Annotated in this window: 21 protein-coding genes; 7 read left to right on the top strand and 14 right to left on the bottom strand. The window is 62.5% G+C overall.

Features of this window, described 5'->3' with window-relative positions; translation table 11 throughout:
* Window positions 1-247: 247 nt before the first annotated feature.
* Window positions 248-877, top strand: coding sequence for a TetR family transcriptional regulator C-terminal domain-containing protein (locus tag NKL04_RS03635; RefSeq protein WP_023697053.1), 630 nt, complete (start codon window positions 248-250; stop codon window positions 875-877).
* A 9-nt stretch (window positions 878-886) separates the two neighbouring features.
* Here the strand turns inward: NKL04_RS03635 and NKL04_RS03630 are convergent, their stop codons facing one another.
* A complete protein-coding gene (locus NKL04_RS03630) occupies window positions 887-1,759 on the bottom strand; it encodes a helix-turn-helix transcriptional regulator (RefSeq protein ID WP_023699636.1) in 873 nt (290 codons plus the stop codon).
* Between the two features lie 99 nt (window positions 1,760-1,858).
* On the opposite strand from NKL04_RS03630, the gene NKL04_RS03625 reads away from it, so the two are divergent.
* Window positions 1,859-2,698 carry an SDR family oxidoreductase gene (locus NKL04_RS03625; RefSeq protein WP_023699637.1) on the top strand — a complete coding sequence of 280 codons (840 nt, stop codon included), beginning with the start codon at window positions 1,859-1,861 and terminating at the stop codon, window positions 2,696-2,698.
* Window positions 2,695-3,417 carry an SDR family oxidoreductase gene (locus NKL04_RS03620; RefSeq protein WP_023699638.1) on the top strand — a complete coding sequence of 241 codons (723 nt, stop codon included), beginning with the start codon at window positions 2,695-2,697 and terminating at the stop codon, window positions 3,415-3,417. Before NKL04_RS03625 ends, NKL04_RS03620 begins: the two co-directional genes overlap by 4 nt.
* 3 nt (window positions 3,418-3,420) lie before the next feature.
* Here NKL04_RS03620 and NKL04_RS03615 read toward each other — a convergent pair whose 3' ends face one another.
* The 7 genes from NKL04_RS03615 to NKL04_RS03590 all read right to left on the bottom strand — a co-directional run bounded on the left by NKL04_RS03615 (window position 3,421) and on the right by NKL04_RS03590 (window position 8,510).
* Window positions 3,421-3,798 carry a DoxX family protein gene (locus NKL04_RS03615; protein ID WP_023699639.1) on the bottom strand — a complete coding sequence of 126 codons (378 nt, stop codon included), beginning with the start codon at window positions 3,796-3,798 and terminating at the stop codon, window positions 3,421-3,423.
* 83 nt (window positions 3,799-3,881) lie between these two features.
* Window positions 3,882-4,340, bottom strand: coding sequence for a carboxymuconolactone decarboxylase family protein (locus tag NKL04_RS03610; protein ID WP_023690827.1), 459 nt, complete (start codon window positions 4,338-4,340; stop codon window positions 3,882-3,884).
* Between the two features lie 26 nt (window positions 4,341-4,366).
* Complete coding sequence (locus NKL04_RS03605; RefSeq protein ID WP_023690826.1) at window positions 4,367-4,885, bottom strand: RrF2 family transcriptional regulator; 519 nt, start codon at window positions 4,883-4,885, stop codon at window positions 4,367-4,369.
* 108 nt (window positions 4,886-4,993) lie between these two features.
* Window positions 4,994-6,307, bottom strand: a complete 1,314-nt coding sequence (preA, locus tag NKL04_RS03600; protein ID WP_023690825.1) for an NAD-dependent dihydropyrimidine dehydrogenase subunit PreA — start codon at window positions 6,305-6,307, stop codon at window positions 4,994-4,996.
* Window positions 6,308-6,364: 57 nt separating this feature from the next.
* Window positions 6,365-6,718 carry a hypothetical protein gene (locus tag NKL04_RS03595; protein WP_023699640.1) on the bottom strand — a complete coding sequence of 118 codons (354 nt, stop codon included), beginning with the start codon at window positions 6,716-6,718 and terminating at the stop codon, window positions 6,365-6,367.
* A 108-nt stretch (window positions 6,719-6,826) separates the two neighbouring features.
* Window positions 6,827-7,150: a hypothetical protein gene (locus tag NKL04_RS32040; RefSeq protein WP_023729384.1), complete on the bottom strand. Its 324-nt coding sequence runs from the start codon at window positions 7,148-7,150 to the stop codon at window positions 6,827-6,829.
* Window positions 7,143-8,510 (bottom strand): NAD(P)-dependent oxidoreductase, encoded by a 1,368-nt coding sequence (locus NKL04_RS03590; RefSeq protein WP_023699641.1) that lies wholly within the window; start codon window positions 8,508-8,510, stop codon window positions 7,143-7,145. The genes NKL04_RS32040 and NKL04_RS03590 overlap by 8 nt, the downstream gene beginning before the upstream one ends.
* Before the next feature lie 212 nt (window positions 8,511-8,722).
* On the opposite strand from NKL04_RS03590, the gene NKL04_RS03585 reads away from it, so the two are divergent.
* Complete coding sequence (locus NKL04_RS03585) at window positions 8,723-9,166, top strand: hypothetical protein (protein ID WP_156935986.1); 444 nt, start codon at window positions 8,723-8,725, stop codon at window positions 9,164-9,166.
* Window positions 9,167-9,234: 68 nt separating this feature from the next.
* Here NKL04_RS03585 and NKL04_RS03580 read toward each other — a convergent pair whose 3' ends face one another.
* Window positions 9,235-9,954, bottom strand: a complete 720-nt coding sequence (locus tag NKL04_RS03580) for a gamma-glutamylcyclotransferase (protein WP_023699643.1) — start codon at window positions 9,952-9,954, stop codon at window positions 9,235-9,237.
* A 194-nt stretch (window positions 9,955-10,148) separates the two neighbouring features.
* Between NKL04_RS03580 and NKL04_RS03575 the strand changes: the two genes are divergently transcribed.
* Window positions 10,149-10,925: a VOC family protein gene (locus NKL04_RS03575; RefSeq protein WP_023699644.1), complete on the top strand. Its 777-nt coding sequence runs from the start codon at window positions 10,149-10,151 to the stop codon at window positions 10,923-10,925.
* Window positions 10,926-11,000: 75 nt separating this feature from the next.
* Here the strand turns inward: NKL04_RS03575 and NKL04_RS03570 are convergent, their stop codons facing one another.
* The gene (locus tag NKL04_RS03570) at window positions 11,001-11,675 is read right to left on the bottom strand and encodes a hypothetical protein (protein WP_348529175.1); all 675 of its coding nucleotides are present in this window, start codon (window positions 11,673-11,675) and stop codon (window positions 11,001-11,003) included.
* Window positions 11,676-11,696: 21 nt separating this feature from the next.
* On the opposite strand from NKL04_RS03570, the gene NKL04_RS03565 reads away from it, so the two are divergent.
* Complete coding sequence (locus NKL04_RS03565) at window positions 11,697-12,089, top strand: DoxX family protein (RefSeq protein ID WP_023699646.1); 393 nt, start codon at window positions 11,697-11,699, stop codon at window positions 12,087-12,089.
* A 113-nt stretch (window positions 12,090-12,202) separates the two neighbouring features.
* On the opposite strand, the gene NKL04_RS03560 is transcribed toward NKL04_RS03565, so the two are convergent.
* Both NKL04_RS03560 and NKL04_RS03555 read right to left on the bottom strand, forming a co-directional pair.
* A complete protein-coding gene (locus tag NKL04_RS03560; protein ID WP_023699647.1) occupies window positions 12,203-14,644 on the bottom strand; it encodes a GcvT family protein in 2,442 nt (813 codons plus the stop codon).
* 78 nt (window positions 14,645-14,722) lie between these two features.
* On the bottom strand, window positions 14,723-16,261 hold the full coding sequence (locus tag NKL04_RS03555; RefSeq protein WP_023699648.1) for a trimethylamine methyltransferase family protein: 1,539 nt from the start codon (window positions 16,259-16,261) through the stop codon (window positions 14,723-14,725).
* Window positions 16,262-16,478: 217 nt separating this feature from the next.
* On the opposite strand from NKL04_RS03555, the gene NKL04_RS03550 reads away from it, so the two are divergent.
* Window positions 16,479-17,069 (top strand): transglycosylase SLT domain-containing protein, encoded by a 591-nt coding sequence (locus NKL04_RS03550; protein WP_023682203.1) that lies wholly within the window; start codon window positions 16,479-16,481, stop codon window positions 17,067-17,069.
* A 56-nt stretch (window positions 17,070-17,125) separates the two neighbouring features.
* On the opposite strand, the gene NKL04_RS03545 is transcribed toward NKL04_RS03550, so the two are convergent.
* Both NKL04_RS03545 and NKL04_RS03540 read right to left on the bottom strand, forming a co-directional pair.
* Window positions 17,126-17,563 (bottom strand): TA system VapC family ribonuclease toxin, encoded by a 438-nt coding sequence (locus NKL04_RS03545; RefSeq protein WP_023699649.1) that lies wholly within the window; start codon window positions 17,561-17,563, stop codon window positions 17,126-17,128.
* Window positions 17,560-17,787: a hypothetical protein gene (locus tag NKL04_RS03540; RefSeq protein ID WP_023668191.1), complete on the bottom strand. Its 228-nt coding sequence runs from the start codon at window positions 17,785-17,787 to the stop codon at window positions 17,560-17,562. The genes NKL04_RS03545 and NKL04_RS03540 overlap by 4 nt, the downstream gene beginning before the upstream one ends.
* Between the last annotated feature and the right edge of the window lie 51 nt (window positions 17,788-17,838).

Genomic DNA, 17,838 nt, shown 5'->3' with positions numbered 1-17,838 from the left:
CTTCCCCTTGTAACCTGTTTCGGTGCGGCTAACGCTTGGTCTTTCCAAAGCTTGGTCTTTGCTGCGTTTTCATGCTACGCAAATTTTTGACCGATTGGACAAACGTTAGCACCGCCCTGTCGGCGGTCAAGGGATTACTAGCGGAAATGCGGCCTGCGAAGTGCGCTCCACGGGTAAGAGAAAAACTGGTCCAGAGAATTGGTCCAGATGAACCCTGCGGCCAAGGCTTGCAGGGGTGAGCGGCGCCATGGAAGGCTCAGCCCCTCGCCGCACCCGCATCCAGCAGGAAAAGCGCGAACTGATCCTGGAGGCAGCCCTCGAAGTCTTCTCCGCCAACGGCTTTCGCGGTTCGACCATCGACCAGATCGCCGAGGCCGCCGGGATGTCGAAGCCGAACCTGCTCTACTATTTCCGCCGCAAGGAAGACATCCACGAAACGCTGATGGAGCGGCTGCTGGCGACGTGGCTGGCGCCGCTACGTGAACTCGACGACATCGGCGACCCCCTGACCGAGCTCAGGAGCTACATCCGGCGCAAGCTCGAAATGGCGCGTGATTTTCCCAGGGAAAGCCGGCTGTTCGCCAACGAGATCCTGCAAGGCGCGCCGCGCATCATGCCGCTGCTGGCGGGTGAGCTGAAAACGCTGGTCGACGAGAAGGCCAACGTCATCAAGGGCTGGATGCGCGCGGGAAAAATCGCCCGCACCGATCCCTGGCACCTGATCTTTTCGATCTGGGCGACGACGCAGCACTATGCCGATTTCGATGTCCAGGTCCGTGCCGTGCTCGGCGCCGATCGCGGCGGCGACGGCCGCTTCGAGGATGCGGCGCGGTTTCTGGAGCAGTTGTTCATTGATGGGCTGAAGCCGAAGGGCTGACCTTGGGCGTCAGGCGCTGCGGCGCTCCGCCGGCATCGCCTCAAGCAAATTCTGCAGCTTCTCGATCGAATTCTGTTCGGCCAGCGGCGTGTAGACGATCAGCTTCATGTCCGAGCCGTCGTCGATCGACAGGCTCATATGCTCGAACGTCATGGCGCCGGCTCTCGGATGTCGGACATGTTTCACCCCCGACAATCGGCGTGCCACGTCGCGTTGCGGCCACCAGTCGCGAAACTCCGGACTTGAGCGCGTCATAAGCACGATCAGCCGCTCGAAATCCGCATCGCCCACATAGCGGGCGCTTTCCGCCCGGAACGAGGCCAGCACGGTGCGCGCCAATTGCTCCCAGTCAACCAGCAGGCGCCGGTGATGCGGATTGGTGAACACCATGTGGACGATGTTGCGGGCGTCGCCCTCTAGCAGGCCATAATCACCGAACACCGCTACCGCCGCCGGATTCCAGGCCAGCACGTCCCAGCGCCGCCCGACGACATAGGCCGGCTGCAGCACCAGGCTCTCCAGCATATGCATCAGCGGGCCATCGACCTTTTCCGGCGCAGCCACGCGGTTCTCCGGTTGCTGGCGGCCTGCCAGGATGAACAGATGCCGCCTTTCAACGGGGTCGAGGCGCAGCGCTTCGCTGAGCGCCGCTAGCACCTCCACCGAGGGTCTGACCTCGCGCCCCTGCTCTAGCCATGTGTACCAGGTGGTGCCGACGCCGGCGATCATCGCCACTTCCTCGCGACGCAAGCCTGGCGTGCGTCTCCGCAGGCCGGTCGCGATGCCGGTGGCGGACGGCGTCAATCTTTCGCGGCGCGAGCGCAGGAAGGCGCCAAGCTCGCGCCGGCGGCTGTCTTCAGCGGAGTGCGTGGGGGCATCCATGAGAGCTATTATAGCAGTATTGATACCAGGATAAAGTTTGAACTGTTTGGGCTGAGTCAGGCGCCCCATCTTCCATCCAGAGAGATGGAGGCTCTGAATATGGATCTGAAAGACAAGACAATCCTCATCACCGGTTCGACCGACGGCGTCGGCCGTGTCGTCGCGCAAAGGCTGGGCGCCGGCGGCGCGCGCGTGCTGGTGCATGGCCGTGACGCGGCTCGCGGCAAGGCAACCGTCGCAGAAATCGAATCCGCCGGCGGCAAAGCCGAGTTCCTCGCCGCCGACCTCGCCTCGCTAGCCGAGGTCCGCCGCCTTGCCGAGGCCGTACGCGCAAAAACCGACCGGCTCGACATCCTCATCAACAATGCCGGCATCGGCACGGCCGGCGCCAAGCGACAGCTCAGCGCCGACGGCTTCGAACTGCGCTTTGCGGTCAACTATCTCGCCGGTTTCCTGCTGACCTCGGAACTGCTGCCGCTGCTCAAGGCGAGTTCGCCGGCGCGCATCATCAACGTCGCTTCGGCCGGCCAGCAGGCGATCGATTTCGGCGATGTCATGCTGACACGTTCCTATGACGGCGTGCGCGCCTATTGCCAGAGCAAGCTGGCGCAGATCCTGTTCACCATCGACCTGGCCGGAGAGTTGAAAGGCAGCGGCGTCACCGTCAACGCTCTGCATCCAGCGAGCTACATGAACACCACCATGGTCCGCCAGGCCGGCGTGACGCCATGGAGCTCGGTCGAAACCGGCGCCGACGCCATTCTCAACCTCGCGACATCGCCCGCGCTGGAGGGCCGCAGCGGCCTCTATTTCGACGGCCAAAGGGAGGCCCGCGCCGACGCACAAGCCTATGACGCCAAGGCCAGACAGCAATTGCGAACCCTGAGCCTCGACTTCGTCGGCCAGGCTTCCCCAAAACCGAAGGAACAGCATTCATGACCGGCAAGATCGAACACACCGTCATCATCGGCGGCTCATCCGGCATCGGCCTGGCGACGGCGCGCAAACTGCTTGGCCCGGGCATGAAGGTGACGATCACCGGACGCAACCGGGACAAGCTGAACAGCGCCTGGAAGAGCCTCGGCGGTGCCGCCGACAAGGCGGCCTTCGATGCTTCGAAGCCGGACGAGGTCCGTCAGTTCTTCGAGCGCCTCGGACCCTTCGATCACCTTGTGCTGGCTGCTAGCGGCGGCAAGGGACTTGGGCCGTTCGCAAGCCTCGATCTTGCCGACATCGCCGGTGGTGTCGACGAGAAGGTCCGGCCGCAATTGTCCTGCCTGCAGGCAGCGTTGCCGACGCTCAACAAATCGGGATCGGTGACCTTCATCTCGGCTGTATCGGCGCAGCTGACCGCGCCCGGCGTTGCCGGCATCGCCGCCGTCAACGGCATGCTGTTGACCGTGGTGCCGATCCTGGCGGTGGAGCTGAAACCGCTGCGCGTCAACGTCGTTGCGCCCGGCGTCATCGACACGCCGTGGTGGGACTTTTTGCCTGACGAGCAGCGGCAGGCGGTCTTTGCCGACTATGCAGGTAAGACCCCTGTCGGCAGGATCGGCCACGCCGAAGACGTCGCCGGTGCAATCGCCTTCCTCGTCTCCAACGGTTTTATGACCGGCCAGGTGCTGACCTGCGATGGCGGTTTGCGCTACGCGGCGTAGTCGCTAAAGCGACTGCGCAATCAGCGTCAGGAATCCGCCGGCCAGCGCAACATTGCCGACAAAGCCATTGATGCGCGAGGCGCGGTCCGGGCCCTGATGGTCCCAGAAATTGTGGAACATCGGCGTGGCAACGATGAGGAACAGCACCAGCACAGCACTTGCGATCGCGGTCCACACACCTGCCATCACCAGCGCGCCGGCAATGGTCTGCAGGACGATGCCGGCCCACAGCGCCAGCTTGGCCTGCGGCACGCCGCGCGCAGTCATCAGCCCGGTCAGGAAGGCCTCGTTCTGGACATTGCGCAGGCCGGCGACGACGAAGGCGCCGCCGAGCAAAAGGCGGCCGACAAACAACAGGCAAGAAGGCAAATCGACAGGCATAAACGCTCCCCTTAAAAACATTAGGTCTTGAAACAGTTGGAGCGCCGCCGTTCTCGACGGCGCTCCATGGCCAAACCGGACGGTCAGGCTGCTTTGGCAGCCGGCATCGGGTGAATGGCGTGGAACGGGATGCAGAGCCGGTTCCAGGTGTTGATCATGCCGATCGCGACCGACAGCTTGACCAGTTCCTCTTCCGAGAAGTGCTCTAGCGTGCGGGCATAGAGTTCGTCCGAAACGCCATTGTTGGCGATCAGGGTCGTTGCCTCGGTCCAGGCAAGGGCCGCGCGTTCACGTTCGGAAAACAGCGGCGATTCCTGCCAGGCCGAAACCAGATAGAGCCGTGTCTCGGTTTCGCCGTCGCGCCTTGCCTCGCGGCTGTGCATCTCGACGCAGTAGGAGCAGCCATTGATCTGCGAGGCGCGGAGCTTGATCAAATGCAGCAGGCTCACTTCAAGCCCGCATTCGTCGACCGCCTTGTTGAGCGCTGACACCGCCTTCATGATTTCCGGCGCCTTGGCAAAGAATTGCAGTCTCTGTTTCATCGTCTTTCCTTTCTGTCTGGCGGGGGTTAACTTTGCTTGGCTGCAGCGGGTTTCTGCGGCCGCTGATGGCGCGCGACAAAGGCACAGCTGGCGGCAAACGATCGCGGATCGCCTTCGGCCTTGTAGTCAGCCAGGATGTCGGACAACCGGGTTTCCGCGAGGGCCGCGCGATAGGCGCGCTCGGCCTTCAGCATCGCGGCATTGATGCCGCACGGCTTCACATAGGCCGAAGCATCGATCTTGACCGGGCCGCGCTGGCGGATCTCGCCGCAGCGGAAGGCCGGCTCGCGACCCTCGACCGCAAGCACGATATCGAGCAGCGTGATGCGCTCGGCCGGACGCGCCAGCCGGTAGCCGCCCGCCGGTCCCGGCACCGATTCCAGGATGCGCGCAGCCGTCAGCTGGTTCAGATGTTTCAGCAGATAGCTCGGCGACAGGCCGAAGGACTCTGCCAAGGCAGCACCCGGCATCGTGCTGTTGCCCTCCACGCTGGCCAGTGTGGCCGCGCAATGGATGGCCGCTTCTACACCTTCGCCCAGCTTCATGATGTTGCGCTCCTATTCATGGATATTCTATATCGTGGATAAATTTTATCTGCAATAGTAAAATGAAAAACGGCGCTCGAAAGCGCCGCTTTTTTCTTCGACCCGTTCCTACTCTGCGGCCACCTTGGCCATCGGGTTGTTCGGGTGCGTCGTCCAGTTGGCATAGACCGGCGACACCGGCTTGCCGGTGCGCTGGTCCATGACGCCGGCGGCCAGCGGCTCCATGGTGATGCAGTTCTCGACCGGGCAGACATTGACGCACAGATTGCAGCCGACGCATTCGGCCTCGATCACCTCGAAATGCCTGACGCCGTCGACCATGTTGGTGATTGCCTGGTGCGAAGTGTCCTCGCAGGCGATGTGGCAGCGGCCGCATTTGATGCAGGCGTCCTGGTCGATATGCGCCTTGGCGATGTAATTGAGGTTGAGATACTGCCAGTCGGTAACGTTGGGCGTGGCGCGGCCGACAATGTCGTTGAGCGAGGCGTGGCCTTTCTCGTCCATCCAGTTTTCGAGACCGGCGATCATCTCCTGCACGATCTTGAAGCCGTAAGTCATCGCCGCCGTGCACACCTGCACATTGCCGGCGCCGAGCGCCATGAATTCAGCCGCATCGCGCCAGGTGGTGATGCCGCCAATGCCGGAGATCGGCAGGCCGTGCGTTTCCGGATCGCGGGCGATCTCGGCCACCATGTTCATGGCAATCGGCTTCACCGCCGGGCCGCAATAGCCGCCATGCGAGCCCTTGCCGTCGATGGTCGGCTGCGGCGCGAAGCTATCGAGGTCGACGCCGGTGATCGAGTTGATGGTGTTGATCAGCGACACCGCGTCGGTTCCGCCGGAGAGTGCGGCGCGCGCCGGCTTGCGCACATCGGTGATATTCGGCGTCAGCTTGGTGATGACAGGCATGCGGGTGTTGGCCTTGCACCAGCGCACCACCATTTCGATGTATTCCGGCACCTGGCCGACAGCCGCGCCCATGCCGCGTTCCGACATGCCGTGCGGGCAGCCGAAATTGAGCTCGATGCCGTCGGCTTCGGTCTCCTCGACCACCGGCAGGATCGCCTTCCAGCTTTCCTCGACGCATGGCACCATCAGTGAGACGACGATGGCGCGGTCGGGCCAGTCCTTCTTGACCTGCTTGATCTCGCGCAGATTGACCTGCAAATCGCGGTCGGTGATCAGCTCGATATTGTTGAGGCCGAGCAGGCGCCGGTCCGCCCCCCAGATCGCGCCATAACGCGGGCCGTTGACGTTGACCACCGGCGGACCTTCTTCGCCCAGCGTCTTCCACACGACGCCGCCCCAGCCCGCCTTGAAGGCGCGGATGACGTTGTAGGCCTTGTCGGTCGGCGGCGCCGAAGCCAGCCAGAACGGATTGGGCGATTTGATGCCGACGAAATTGTTGCGGATGTCTGCCATGGGTCTTTCTCCTCTGGCCGTGGCGGGCTTACCGCCACCTCAAAGCGTTGCCTGCGATCATTCCTCGCATCGAAGAAAAACCGATGGCGGTTCGCCTTCGACCGTTACCGTGATCTGGTCCGGATCGCCCTTGCGCGCCTCCAACCCGACCATTCTTTCGTCCATGCGCACGGTCTCGTCCCCGTTGAGATAGACGCTGGCGCATGAAATCTTTGTCTCAACATGATCGCCGCTTGGCGGCCCGGATGTCCATTGGCAGATCGTGTGCTCGCTGAAGCCGACATCGGATGCCTCGACGGACATCCGCTCTTCACCCTTCTGGTCACACCATTGCGCATAGAGCCAATAGTCCGGTGAAGCCGCCGGCATTGCCGCGGTGCCGATGACGGCAGCGAGGATCGGCGCGATCATCGCAGTGCCCGGTTGATCAAGCGGGTCGGCTTTACCGAGGCCAACCAGAACGGATTGGGCGATTTGATGCCGACGAAATTGTTGCGGATGTCGGTCATAACTCTCCCGCTAGCTACAGATCACAACAAGAGTCATCTGAACTGCTACAGGCTCACTCGAAACGTTTCGGACGACGACCTGCCACACATGGTCGCTAAACGGATAACTTGCCGATACAACCAACGCAGTAGGGTTGGCCGGCGGGATATCAAGCGCGTAACCTCCAGAGATGAGCTCCTCGTTCCCGCACCCAAGCATAGGAGAGAACGCCTCCCCTGCGCGAACGTCCGGTTGATCAAAATATCTGGTCACACGATGAGCCGCCGAGGCGTTGGCAGAAAACAGCAACAGGCTCGTGCTTAAAGCTCCAACGAACTTGACGACGTTAGGCATTCCAGCTTCCTCCAGCCAGTGCCCGGTTGATGCTCTCCGCCGCGTCGCGGCCTTGCGCGACGGCCGAGACCGTCAAATCGTCGCCGCCGAAGATGCAGTCGCCGCCGGCCCAGACATTGGCGAGCGAGGTGCGGCCTTCCGCATCGACCTTGATGCGGCCGGCTTCAAGATCGATCGAGGCGCCGCTTCCATTAAGCGCGGCCGGCACAAAGCTCTGGCCGATGGCCTTGAACACCTGGTCGGCAGTAAGCGTCAGCGTCTCGCCCGTGCCGGCAAGCCTGTCCCCGTTCATGGCGGTGTATTCGAGCTCGATGCCCGACACTTTGCCAGCCTCGGCGATGACCCGCTTCGGCTGCAGCCAGTGGCGGATGGTGACGCCGTTGGCCGCGGCCAGATCCTGCTCGAACTCGGAGGCGTTCATGTGCTCCTGGCCGCGCCGGTAGCAGATCGTCACCTGCTCGGCGCCGAGCAGCTTCGACTGCACCGCGGCATCGATCGCCGTCATGCCGCCGCCGATGACGACGACGCGCCGGCCGACCGGCAGGCTCGCGAGATCGCTGGCCTGGCGTAGCTCGGCGATGAACTCGACCGCATTGACAACGCCATCGGCGTCCTCGCCATCCGCGCGCAACGCATTCACGCCGCCTAGCCCCATGCCGAGGAAGACGGCATCGTAATTCAGGATCAGGTCCGACAGCTGGTAGTCGCGGCCGAGCGCCTTGCCGTTATGGATATCGATGCCGCCGATCCCCGTGACATAGTCGACCTCGGCCTGGGCGAAATTGTCGATGCTCTTGTAGGCGGCGATGCCATATTCATTGAGGCCGCCGGCCTTCGGGCGGGCTTCCAGAATGGTGACGTCATGGCCCTGGCGGGCGAGCCGGTGGGCCGCGGCAAGACCGGCCGGTCCGGCGCCCACGACGGCGACCGACTTGCCGGTCGATTCAGCGCGCGGATAAAACTGCTTGTGCTCGGCCATGGCGACATCGGTGGCGTAGCGTTGCAGGCGGCCGATCTGCACCGGCTTGCCTTCCGCCACCTCGCGCACGCAGACCTCTTCGCAAAGCGTCTCGGTCGGGCAGACGCGGGCGCACATGCCACCCAGTATGTTCTGGTCGAAAATCGTCTTGGCCGAACCGATCGGGTTGCCGGTCGATATCTGGCGGATGAACAGCGGAATGTCGATCGAGGTCGGGCATGCATTCATGCACGGCGCGTCGTAGCAGAAATAGCAGCGATCGGATTCGACCAGCGCTTCGTGGTGATCGAGCGGCGGATGCAGATCGGAAAAATTCTCGGCGTACTGGTCGGCGGCAAGCCGGCCGCCGGCAATGCCGTCCTTGAACTGGCCTTCTGGCATCGTCAGTTCCCCTGTTTTCGTTTTGGGGAAGGCTAGCACGTTTTATTTTTTTATCAATTGGTCAATTTTCGACCCAAGCCGCTGAAAAGATTAGCTGGTAATATGATTTAGTTGCTCATGTTATGAGTGACGGTTGCGTCCTCAAAGAGGGGAGCGCGATAAGCTCCAAGTCGCGGCAAGCTGTTCCAGGCCAGCGCGAAATGATAGGGCGCTTGAGCACGATGCGCGGCTTTCATTCAACGGAGAAGGCGATGACCGATGATAGGGAGACGGCTCACCGGTGGGAGCCCGTGGGAGATTTACCTCTGGCTGCCTGTCAGGTGTGGCGTCTAAAATCCGACAATAACTTTGAGCTGACCGTCGAAGGCGACTTCGGGACATCGGAACGAACTCTCAAGATCGATTTTCAAGGGGTAGTAGCCCTGGCTGCCCATGATGACATGCTGGGACTGACCAAAATCCGTGCGGACACCTCGATCCCATTGATTGGATCTGGCAGGCAAGCCTCCTACAGGTGGCCGATCCTGCGAGTGGAGAACTCGCACTGGTTGCGATCGACACTTGGCCCGACAGAAGACTGTACGCATTTTCTGCTGCTCAGTCTCGAATGCACGGTTGAGGTCATTGCTCGTGAAGCCACTCCTTCTTGGATCTGATCACCCGGGGAGCGAAACGCCTTGAAACCGCATACGCTCCGGCACAGGCCAAGATTGGTGGCTGTTCGCTACGAAGGTGCCAGCTGTAGGCTGGCATCTGAGCGGCCGCCATGGATCGACCTGATCTCGTCGGCAACCAGTTGCTGCAGCCGCCACAGATTGCGGTCGCGGATGCCGAATTCCTCGAGGTGGCTGACGGTGTTGTAGAGATATTCCGCGCCCGAGCCGACATGGCCGCAGGCTCTGGCAAGCACCCCCGCCACCGTGTCCAGCGGCTGCCCGAGCGACGTTCCCCTGCCAGTCACCCCGACCCAGAAGCCGAGCGCCCGTATCCGGCCCTGCTCCGTGCGCACGGGAACCCACCGGACCGAGCTGACACTCTCATGGTCGTCGATCTCGCGCCGCAGCAGTCTTTCGATCTGCTGCGGCTTGTCGCCGTCGGGCAGGCGGTAGATGACGCCGTCGCATCGGCCGCCGCGTTCGAGCGCCATCATCAGCCCCGGCTGCGCGACGCTGCCGCGCCAGCGCACCATGTCGAGGCAGAAGGAGCGATGCCAGCCAAACGCAGTGGCGCGCTGGCGTTCGACGGACTCGAAAGCCGGCTTCCAGATCAGCGAGCCATAGGCGAACACCCATAACGGCCCCGCATCGGCTTCGTCGGAGAGCTGTAAGGCAAGCGTGCGAAAATCCTCGTCGTTCAGCTGCGTCCAGCTGCCGTCCGGCCCGGGATCGACCTCTTCGCGATGACACAGTGACACAAGCTCAGGCGTGAGCGACATAAGGCGCATGAAACGACTACCCCTCGTTTGCCCAAGGAAAGTCGAAAACCGCCGCACGTGCAAGGCGTCGAGCGGGACGAAGTGCGGAACGATGTGTCAACGCAGCCGTTGAACTTTCTCCGCTTCGCTGTCGGATTCGCGTCGCTGAAACGTCCTTTGATGGATCGGACGACGATCTATGCATGAAGGTGAGGAGACCGAAAATGCCGAAATCCCCAATGCCCTTCTTCTGGTACGAGTTGATGACCAGCGACCTCGATGCGGCGCAAGCGTTCTACACCAGCGTGGTCGGCTGGCGGGCCGAGCCCTTCGACAAGGCGCCCGGCATGCCGCGCTATATCGTGGTGAACTCCGCCGAGCGTGGCGTCGGCGGGCTGATGACCCTGCCCGAGGAAGCAGCCAGGACGGGTCTGAAGCCGGCCTGGTTCGGCTATATCCACACCAGCGATACCGATGCCTCGACCGAGGCACTGAAAGCCGCCGGCGGGGCTGTTCACCGCGAACCCGACGACATTCCCGGCGTCGGCCGTTTCTCCGTCGTCGCCGACCCGCAAGGCGCCGCCTTCATGTTCCTGCAGCCCAATGGTCCCGACCAGCCCGTCCTTCCGGCAACGACGCCGGGCCATGTCGGCTGGCACGAGCTTTATGCGGCCGACCGCCAGAAGGCCTTCGATTTCTATTCAAGCCAGTTCGGCTGGACCGATGCCGGTAGCATGGACGTCGGCGAGATGGGCATCTATCAGACCTTCTCGGCCGGCCCTGAATCCGGCGGCGGCATCATGAACAAGCCACAACAGCTGCCGGTGCCGGTGTGGCTGTTCTACTTCAATGTCGATGCCATCGACGCAGCCGCCAAACGCGTCACCGACAATGGCGGCAAGATCGTCATGGGTCCGATGCCGGTGCCGACCGGCCAATGGATTGCCCAGTTCACCGATCCGCAAGGCGCTTATTTCGCGCTGATCGCGCCGGGCCGCTGATCCCCTCCGGTACTCGCCTGCACGGAACTGCTCTCATCGCGCCGCTGGTGCGATGAGAGGCGCGTCCGGGCGCGGTCACTCCGGCGCCAGCACCGCAACCTTGAGGTTCTCTTTCCTGGCGCCGCTGAGCTGGATCGTGGCTGCGCCAGGCGTCAGCTTGAAGCGCAGGCTCTTGCGGACGCCGAGGCAGGTCTTCACGCCGCTGAAACCGGCTGATTTCACGGCCTGGCCATCCTGAATGACGTCGACCCAGGCCTCATCGGACAGGCTGATCTGGAGCTCTCCTTGCGTTGGCACGGCCACATTTGCCGTCGCGCCGAACGTGCCGGCTGCCGGCGCGCGTTGCGGTGAGACCGTGAAGCTGACCGCATCGACCGGCTCCAGCGCCATATCCGCGGCTTCGCCAAAAGCAAGAGAGGCACCTGACTGCGCGGCGGGCGCTGCCGGAAACAGTTCCTGCTCGCGTGTTACCGGCCATTTGAAGGCATCGCAGCCAGCATCAGCGGCCACGGCGAAACTGGTGCTTGCGAGGATTGCGAACAGGCTGATGGCGACTTTTTTCATGGCGAAGGAACCCGTCTGGTTTGGAGTGTCTACTCGCAGATATACAACCTTAACGAGATTTATGCAACCATAACGAGAGCAAATTTCGAAGTCAGACTGGAAATAATTGCAATCACCGATTGTTGATGACAGGCCATGGGAAGTGAATGGTCCAGCGCCGGGTGATGATTTATGGCCGGGCCACATGGTTGGAAAAATGGAGTTTAGATGAAGCTTTTTGACGGTCTCGCCAGATTTCAGCCGCAGGCACTCGGCGTCCTGCGCATCATCACAGCCCTGCAGTTCATCGAGCATGGCTCGCAGAAACTGTTCAATTTTCCGGTCAGCGCCGAGCCTCACGCTCTTACCGGCCTGACGGCGACGGCAGGCATCCTGGAATTCGCCGGTGGCATCCTGCTGGCGCTCGGTCTGTTCACCCGCCCGGTCGCGTTCCTGCTGGCCGGCGAGATGGCCATCGCCTATTTCATGGCGCACTACCCGCGCGACTTCTTCCCGGTCAACAACAGCGGCGATGCCGCGATCTCCTTCTGCTTCATCTTCCTCTATCTGGTGTTTGCCGGCGCCGGCGCCTTCGCGCTCGACAACCGCCGCAGCACCTGACGCGCCTGATGCATGTCGCCCAAAAGTGCGCAGCGGTTTTGGGATAACGACTTGCACAAAAAACGACTTGCACAAAACAAGAATCTGAAGCGCCTCGGCGAAGCCGAAGCGCTTCAGGCGCGCATTCGCTCGAAGTTCGCGTCAAAGAGCGGCGCTGCCTGAACGCGCGCCGCGTGGCGCTTGCCCAAAAGTTCGATTTCGAAGCCGTCGCTCTTGTCTGCGATCTCCTTCGGCACATAGCCGATGGCGACGGATTTCTTCGAGTGATGCGCATAGCCGCCCGACGTCACCCAGCCGCGCACCGCGCCATCGTACCAGATCGGCTCGTCGCCGATGACATCGGCATCGTCGGCATCTAGGATAAATGTGCGCAGCCTGAGCTTGCCGCCCTGCTTGCGCTCGGCAAGAGCGCCGGCCTTGCCGACGAAATCGGCATCCTTGCCATAGGCGACGAAACGGTCGAGCCCGGCCTCCAGCGGCCCGTAGATCGGCCGGTATTCGCGCGCCCATGAGCCGTAGTTTTTCTCCAGCCGCAGCGCATTGAGCGCGCGCGAGCCGAACAGGCCGAGGCCGAATTCCTCGCCTGCCGCCATCAACGCCTGGAAGGCAGCGCGCTGATATTCCGGCGCCACCCAGATCTCGTAGCCGAGATCGCCGGTGTAGCTGACGCGGCCGACCAGGCATGGCGCCGTGCCGATGTCCATTTTCGCGACCGCCATGAAGGGGAATGCGGTGTTGGCGACATCCGCGCGGCTGACCTTCGCCAGCACCTCCCTCGCCTTGGGTCCGGCGATCGCCAGACCGGTCAGTTTCTGCCCCAGCGCCTCCATGCGCACTGAGCTATCCGCAGGTAAATGCGCCTCGAACCAGCGCATATGATACTGCTCGGCGATACCGGAGCCGGCGATGAACCACTCGGTCCCGTTGGAATTGGTGGCACCGATATTGGCCAGCGTGAAATCGCCGATGAGCTTGCCGTCATCCTTCAGCATCGGCGCCAGCGTCATGCGGCCTGGCTTGGGCAACTTGCAGGCAAAGACCCGGTCGAGCCAAGCGGCCGCCCCTCCTCCCGTCACCTTGTATTTGGCGAAGTTCGAAATCTCCGCCAGGCCGACGCTCTCACGAACAGTCGCGACCTCATTGGCGACATGGGTGAAATCGCTGGACCGCCGCCACGAGAACTCGTCCTTGACACCCTCGGGCGCAAACCAGAGCGGCACTTCCAGCCCATAGGACACGCCCCATTGCGCGCCCTTGGCCGACAGCAGATCATAGATCGGCGTCGTCTTCAGCTGCCGCCCGGCGGGCAGCTCCTCATTGGGGAAACGGATCGAGAAGCGGCGCGAATAGTTCTCGCGCACCTTGGCATTGGTGTAGGCCATCGTCGCCCAGTCGCCGTAGCGCGCGACATCCATCGCCCAGATGTCGGCGCCGGGATCGCCCTCGATCATCCAGTTGGACAGCGCCAGGCCGACGCCGCCGCCTTGTGAAAAGCCCGCCATGACGCCGCAGGCGACCCAGAAGCCGGGAAGGCCACGCACCGGCCCAACCAGCGGATTGCCGTCCGGCGCGAAGGTGAAGGGCCCGTTGATGATCTGCTTGATGCCGGTCCTCTCGAAGGCCGGGAAATGGCGGAAGCCGACTTCGAGCGACGGCGCGATGCGGTCGATGTCCGGCTCCAGCAATTCATGACCGAAATTCCACGGCGTCTGGAATTCGGACCAGACCTTATTGGCCTTCTCGTACGTGCCCATCAGCATGCCGCCGCGCTCCTGGCGCAGGTACAGCTCACCATCGAAATCGACGGCATGGATGATCTCGGTCCCCGTCTTGGCGTTCCACGCCGCCACCTCGGGCATATCCTCGGTGATCAGGTACATGTGCTCCATTGCCAGCACCGGCAGCTCCAGCCCGACCATGCGGCCGACCTCGCGCGCCCATAACCCGCCGGCATTGACGACATGCTCGGCCACCACTTCGCCCTTGTTGGTGATGACGCGCCACATGCCGTCGGGCCGGCGCACAATGTCCTCGACCTTGGTGAAGCGCTCGACCTCGGCGCCCAGTTTCCGCGCGGCCTTGGCATAGGCATGCGTCACGCCGGAGGGATCGAGATGGCCGTCCTCCTTGTTGCGGACGGCGCCGACGAATTGTTTCGGGTCGAGCAGCGGCATCAGCTCGGCCGCTTCATGGGCCGATATTTCTTCGAGCTCGATGCCGAGGTAACGCCCTTTGGCGACGACGCCGCGCAGCCAGTCGAGCCGCGCCTCGGTCGCCGCCAGAAGCACGCCGCCGGTCAGATGCACGCCGGTCGCCTGTCCCGACAGCTCCTCGATCTCCTTGTAGAGCGAGATCGTGTATTTCTGCAGCTTGGCGACGTTGGGGTCGCCATTGATCGTGTGCATGCCGCCGGCCGCATGCCAGGTCGAGCCGGAGGTCAGCTCGTCGCGCTCCAAAAGCACGACATCGGTCCAGCCATGACGCGCCAGATGGAACAGCACGGAGCACCCGACGACGCCACCGCCAATGACCACGACCTTTGCATGCGATTTCATGAGTTTTGCTCTGTTATCAACGAGTTGAGGAGATAAGGTGAATCAGAAAGGCAGCGCCGCGCGCCGATGTTGAAAAAGTCATGGCTCGCCCTGCCCGATCGCTTCCTTGCGCCTGGCCACATACGCCTCCAGCGCCTCGCGCACGGCGATGTCCATCACCGGCTCGACATAGTCTTCCAGCGCTTTCTTCCACAGCCGCGTCGCGCGCGCCGTGGTGTCGAGGCCGCCGGCTTCCTGCCAGGCCTCGTAATTCTGCCAGTTGGACAGCATCGGCTGGTAGAAGGCGGTGGCATAGCGTTCCAGCGTGTGCGGTTCGCCGAAGAAATGGCCGCCGGTCGGCACCGCGCCCAGCGCCTCGACCGCAAGCTCCGCCTCGTCGACGACGATCGGGCGCAGGAACTCCATCATGTGCTGGATCATCTCGACATCGATGATGAGCTTTTCGAACGATGCCGTCAGCCCGCCCTCCTGCCAGCCGGCGGCATGATAGACGAGGTTGCCGTGGCCGAGCACAGCGCCCCACAGCGCCATCAGCGTCTCGTAGGCGCCTTGCGCGTCCGCCGCATTCGATGCCGACCCCGGTGTCGTGCGGTAGGGCAGATTGTAGCGCCGCGCCAATTGCCCCGAGGCGATGTTGGCCTTGGTGTTCTCCGGCGTTCCGAAGGCCGGCGCGCCCGACTTCATGTCGACGTTGGAGGTGAAGGCGCCGTACATCACCGGCGCGCCGGGGCGCACCAGTTGCGTCAGCACCACGCCGAACAGCGCCTCGGCATTCTGCTGCGCCAGGGCGCCGGCGAGCGTCACCGGGCTCATCGCGCCCATCAGCGTGAACGGCGTCACCGCCACCGACTGGCCGAACTCAGCCATGGTCATCAGCCCTTCGGCCATCATCTCGTCGAAACGCCGCGGCGAGTTGACCGAGATGATGGTGGCAATGCCGGGATCATCGCGCATCTCGTCCAGCGTCAGCCCGCGCGCGATTGCCATCATCTCGATGCCGTCCAGCGCCCGGCCTCGTCCGATCGCCGAGACATGGAACGATTTGTCGGTCAGCGTCAGATTGGTGAAATAGGTATCCATGTGCCTGGTGTTGGCCGGCAGTTCCACTGGCGCGCAGACCTGGTTGCCGAGCATGTGGATGCAGTTGAAATGCTGCGCCAGCCGGGTCAGATCGGCATAGTCGTGCAAGTTTCCGGCGCGCCGGCCGCGCTCCATGTCGTGCACATTGGGCGGCCCGGCGACGAGGGTGAAATTGATCGTGTTGCCGCCGAGATGAATGGTGTTGGCGCGATTGCGCGGCGTCAGCCGATAGCTGGACTGCGTGGTCTTCAGCGCCTCGGCGACAAGGCCCCGGTCGATGCGGACGTTCGCCGTTGCATGGTCGACCTTTGCGCCCGCCTTCTCGAACAGCGCCAGCGCCCGCTGAGACATCACCTCGATGCCGAAATTTTCCAGAATATGCATCGACGCCTGGTGGATCGTTTCGACCTGGTCGACTGAGAGCATCGCCATCGGCGGATAGGGATTGGTCACCCGCCGCAGTGGAAGTTGCGGGATGGCGGCAGGCCCCCGGTTGCTGGTTCGCTCCGCGCCGCGCTTTCGTCTTGGTTCATTCATGCCTGGCATCAGAGCGCCGGCATCCGGATATCGCTGTCAGAAATCCGCCCTTCGCGGGCGTGATTTTAGCCAAGGCGGCATTTTTGAATTCGTATGGAGACAGAGGCGACGCAAAAGGTCGGAATAATGATACAGGTCCCACTCAGCGGAGCCGGGCCGGCAAGCCGTTAAGAAACGCCGCAAGATTCCCTTTATGATTTCGGCCTATCCGTCTTCCATGCGTAGTTCGAATTTGAGTAAAATTGTAGCGGTTGGCGTGCTGCTGGCTTTGCCGGCCTGCGCGACGCCGCCCAACCATATCAACAATGTCTGCGCCGTCTTCGACCAGAACGACGGCTGGTTCGACAACTGGCAGTCGGCCGCCGAGCGCGCCTCGCAGAAATACGGCGTCCCCGTCCCCGTGCTGATGGCGACGGTGCGCAAGGAATCCGGTTTCAAGAGCAATGCCAGGCCGCCGCGTACCAAACTGCTCGGCTTCATTCCGTGGAAACATGTCTCGTCAGCCACCGGTTTCTCGCAGGCGCTCGACGGCACCTGGTCGCAATATCAGAGCGAAACCGGCAGCTGGGCGGCGAGGCGGACCAAGTTTGCCGATGCCGTCGATTTCGTCGGCTGGTATCATTCCAAGACATCAGACACGTTCGGCGTCGCCCGCAACGACACCTACAATCTCTACCTCGCCTACTATCTCGGCTGGACCGCCTACGGCCGTGGCAACCGTGGTGACGCCGGCGTGCAGGGCTATGCCAGGGCGACCGAAAAGATGGCCCGCGACTATGCCGAACAGCTGCAGCAATGCGGCAGCTGACGTTGCCAAGCGGTCTTGCAGCCACGCAGTTTGCGATTGAAGCGGAACTCAGCCATTCATTCGCTTGGGATCAGGTGGAGGATCGACCTCCCTCCCTTTACCGCTGCCGTCGACAGCTTTCGGTCAAACGTCGCCAATTGGCCGTCACGCGCCTTGGCGAGTCCCAACAGATAGCTATCCGTTACCTGTGCCGGGGTGAGGATCCTGGCTGCATCGATGTCGTTGGAACCGACAAGGCTGATCTCGTCAGGCCAGAACTGATGTCCTGAAAGGGCATGCAGCTTGCCGACAATCTGCGCCACCATGGCGGGCGAACCCGGAGAATTGGGGTATTTCGGGTTGCTTACAATCCTGATGACGCCATTCTCGGTAATGGGACATGTTGCCCATGATAAATGCCCGGTGGATTGGAACCACCGATGGGCATCTTCATGCGCGACGTGAGCCGGATCGATCAACGCAATCAACACATTGACGTCGAGCAGGAAGGTCACGGCAATTCGTCGCGAAGCGCATTGACCATTTCGAGATCGACCATCGGGCCGTCGGGCCGCGATGCAAGCAAGGGGATGCCGTTGCGTTCACCGCCGGTCGGGGGCCTGCGCAGTGAGCGGCGAGCCAGATCGGAAATGACGTCGCCAACGCTGCGGTCCTGCTGTCGCGCCATGGCCTTGGCCGCAAGTAGGACATCGTCATCGATTGCAAGTGTGGTTCTCACAACATGCTCCCTACCGCGCATCAAACATCACGCATCACATAAAGCAATGGA

It is taken from the genome of Mesorhizobium sp. C264A, from assembly GCF_040324515.1.
Lineage (GTDB): Bacteria > Pseudomonadota > Alphaproteobacteria > Rhizobiales > Rhizobiaceae > Mesorhizobium.
The sequence above is the reverse complement of the archived record's forward strand: the minus strand, read 5'-3'. Positions and strand labels throughout refer to the sequence as shown.

Coding starts and splice junctions, on each gene's coding strand:
- NKL04_RS03635 (WP_023697053.1), top strand. CDS start 248: ATGGAAGGCTCAGCCCCTCGCCGCACCCGCATCCAGCAGGAAAAGCGC.
- NKL04_RS03630 (WP_023699636.1), bottom strand. CDS start 1,759: ATGGATGCCCCCACGCACTCCGCTGAAGACAGCCGCCGGCGCGAGCTT.
- NKL04_RS03625 (WP_023699637.1), top strand. CDS start 1,859: ATGGATCTGAAAGACAAGACAATCCTCATCACCGGTTCGACCGACGGC.
- NKL04_RS03620 (WP_023699638.1), top strand. CDS start 2,695: ATGACCGGCAAGATCGAACACACCGTCATCATCGGCGGCTCATCCGGC.
- NKL04_RS03615 (WP_023699639.1), bottom strand. CDS start 3,798: ATGCCTGTCGATTTGCCTTCTTGCCTGTTGTTTGTCGGCCGCCTTTTG.
- NKL04_RS03610 (WP_023690827.1), bottom strand. CDS start 4,340: ATGAAACAGAGACTGCAATTCTTTGCCAAGGCGCCGGAAATCATGAAG.
- NKL04_RS03605 (WP_023690826.1), bottom strand. CDS start 4,885: ATGAAGCTGGGCGAAGGTGTAGAAGCGGCCATCCATTGCGCGGCCACA.
- preA (WP_023690825.1), bottom strand. CDS start 6,307: ATGGCAGACATCCGCAACAATTTCGTCGGCATCAAATCGCCCAATCCG.
- NKL04_RS03595 (WP_023699640.1), bottom strand. CDS start 6,718: ATGATCGCGCCGATCCTCGCTGCCGTCATCGGCACCGCGGCAATGCCG.
- NKL04_RS32040 (WP_023729384.1), bottom strand. CDS start 7,150: ATGCCTAACGTCGTCAAGTTCGTTGGAGCTTTAAGCACGAGCCTGTTG.
- NKL04_RS03590 (WP_023699641.1), bottom strand. CDS start 8,510: ATGCCAGAAGGCCAGTTCAAGGACGGCATTGCCGGCGGCCGGCTTGCC.
- NKL04_RS03580 (WP_023699643.1), bottom strand. CDS start 9,954: ATGCGCCTTATGTCGCTCACGCCTGAGCTTGTGTCACTGTGTCATCGC.
- NKL04_RS03575 (WP_023699644.1), top strand. CDS start 10,149: ATGCCGAAATCCCCAATGCCCTTCTTCTGGTACGAGTTGATGACCAGC.
- NKL04_RS03570 (WP_348529175.1), bottom strand. CDS start 11,675: ATGTGGCCCGGCCATAAATCATCACCCGGCGCTGGACCATTCACTTCC.
- NKL04_RS03565 (WP_023699646.1), top strand. CDS start 11,697: ATGAAGCTTTTTGACGGTCTCGCCAGATTTCAGCCGCAGGCACTCGGC.
- NKL04_RS03560 (WP_023699647.1), bottom strand. CDS start 14,644: ATGAAATCGCATGCAAAGGTCGTGGTCATTGGCGGTGGCGTCGTCGGG.
- NKL04_RS03555 (WP_023699648.1), bottom strand. CDS start 16,261: ATGAATGAACCAAGACGAAAGCGCGGCGCGGAGCGAACCAGCAACCGG.
- NKL04_RS03550 (WP_023682203.1), top strand. CDS start 16,479: ATGCGTAGTTCGAATTTGAGTAAAATTGTAGCGGTTGGCGTGCTGCTG.